Source organism: Lactobacillus nasalidis, from assembly GCF_016587775.1.
Taxonomy (GTDB): domain Bacteria; phylum Bacillota; class Bacilli; order Lactobacillales; family Lactobacillaceae; genus Lactobacillus; species Lactobacillus nasalidis.
Genome location: NZ_BOCG01000235.1, coordinates 1 through 1,698 on the forward strand (window position 1 = coordinate 1; position 1,698 = coordinate 1,698).

Below are 1,698 nucleotides of genomic sequence, written 5' to 3' on the forward strand. Positions count from 1 at the left end.
GCGTCCGGGCCTTGGGCCCGGCGGGCACCAAATTCCATGACCGGCCGGCCAGCAGCGGCCAGGTTGATCCGGCGGGACTTGGTCGCGATCAGGGACTGGTGGTTGATCAGGTTCAAAACGAAGGTTTCCAGCAATTGGCATTGGATCAGCGGCCCCTTGACCGTCAAAATCGGCACCCGCGGGAAGACTGGGGTGCCTTCTGGAATCGCGTAAACGACGCAGTCGAAGGTCATGGTTTCCAGGTAGGAAATGAATTCATCGCTGAAGAGCTTGAGGGACTTCAGGTAGTCGATGTCTTCCTTGGTGTAGTGGAAGCCCCGCAGCTGTTCAACGACTTGTTCCAAGCCAGCGGAGACGACGAAGCTGCCGTTGTCTGGAACGGTCCGGTAAAAGACGTCGAAGACGGCTTCGGTATCTCTTGGCAGGGTTTCAAAGTAGCCGTTAGCCATTGAGAATTCGTACAGGTCAGTAATTAACGCGTGTGATAAAGACATAGTGTAAAAATCTGCTTTCTCAAAAATATAACTGGTAAAAGTAAAAAAGTAACGATATTAATTAGTCGACGACTTCAGCGCCCAGGCAGGACTTGAAGTGGTTCAGTGCCCATTCTTGCCCCGCGTCGTTTAAAGCGGCAACCGCCTTTTCGTGCACCGTGATCTCGTAGCCATGGTTGTAGGCATCCATGGCCGTGTGCAGGACGCAGATGTCCGTGCAGACCCCGGCCAGGTGCACCCGGCGAACCTGGCGCTCGCGCAGGAACAGGTCCAGGCCGGTCGCGCAGAAGGCGGAGTAGCGCGACTTGTCCAAGACAAGGACGTGCTCGTCGTCTTGATGTTTATTATACCAAGTTTGCAGGGGTCCGTAGAACTCCCGGCCCCAAGTATTTGGCAGATTGTGGGGCGGGAAGAGCTTGGTTTCCGGATGGTAGGGGTTGCCCTTAAAGTGCTTGTCGGTCGGCAGGATGACCCACTTGCCAGCGGCCAAGAACTGGTCGGCCAGGCTGACGATCTGGTCAGCCAAGGCCTGGGCCGGTTTCCCGCAGGTCAGGGCGCCTTTGTCGTCCACGAAGTCATTGGTGTAGTCAATGATCAGGAGTGCTTCATTTTCCATTTTTTCGTTCCTTTTTGTTAAAAGTATAACTTACCTAAAACAAGATAAAAATAAAAAGTAAAATTAACTTTTACTCGCTTGACGTCAACTTTACTCCATAAAAAGTTATTTTGCAAGTTTTTTCAGAAGATTTACGGCAATTAAACAATTTTTACCCGCAGAAAACGGGTAATTCTTTATGAAAAGGCCGCGAAGATCTATAATTGAGGGAGGAAAGCAGGATAATTATTAATAAAGAAAGAGTGTAAAAAATGAAGAAGAACGAGAAAACTTTGGGTCTGCTTCTGCTGGCAGCAAGCCTGCTTGCCGGCTGCGGAAGCCAAAGCCAGAGCAGTAGCCAGACCAGTCAATCCAGCCAGGCAGAGAGCGCGAAAAAGGCGTCAAGCCAGGCCAGCTCTAAGTCCGCGGCTAAATCCGCGTCCAGTTCGGCAAAATCGTCCTCAAGCCAGACCAGCTCTAAGTCGGCGGCTTCCAGTAGCCAAAGCACAAGCACGAGTGCAGACCGGATCGGGACTTTGACCAGCCAATTGCGGGCCAAGCTGCCGGGGATGCTTTTGCCAACAGCAGACGGCTTGGGCCAGGGCAGTG

General features: G+C 52.2%; 2 protein-coding genes and 1 pseudogene. 1 reads left to right on the forward strand and 2 read right to left on the reverse strand.

The genetic code is table 11. The annotated features are described in order from the left end of the window. On the reverse strand, positions 1-494 hold a 494-nt coding region (locus lacNas_RS03875; RefSeq protein WP_507762770.1), incomplete at its 3' end, for a beta/alpha barrel domain-containing protein. Positions 495-555: 61 nt separating this feature from the next. Continuing rightward, positions 556-1,110 carry a cysteine hydrolase family protein gene (locus lacNas_RS03880; RefSeq protein WP_201330744.1) on the reverse strand — a complete coding sequence of 185 codons (555 nt, stop codon included), beginning with the start codon at positions 1,108-1,110 and terminating at the stop codon, positions 556-558. Between the two features lie 251 nt (positions 1,111-1,361). Between lacNas_RS03880 and lacNas_RS03885 the strand changes: the two are divergent. After that, positions 1,362-1,698, forward strand: a pseudogene (locus tag lacNas_RS03885) (hypothetical protein); the annotation flags it as partial.

Coding starts and splice junctions, on each gene's coding strand:
- lacNas_RS03880 (WP_201330744.1), bottom strand. CDS start 1,110: ATGGAAAATGAAGCACTCCTGATCATTGACTACACCAATGACTTCGTG.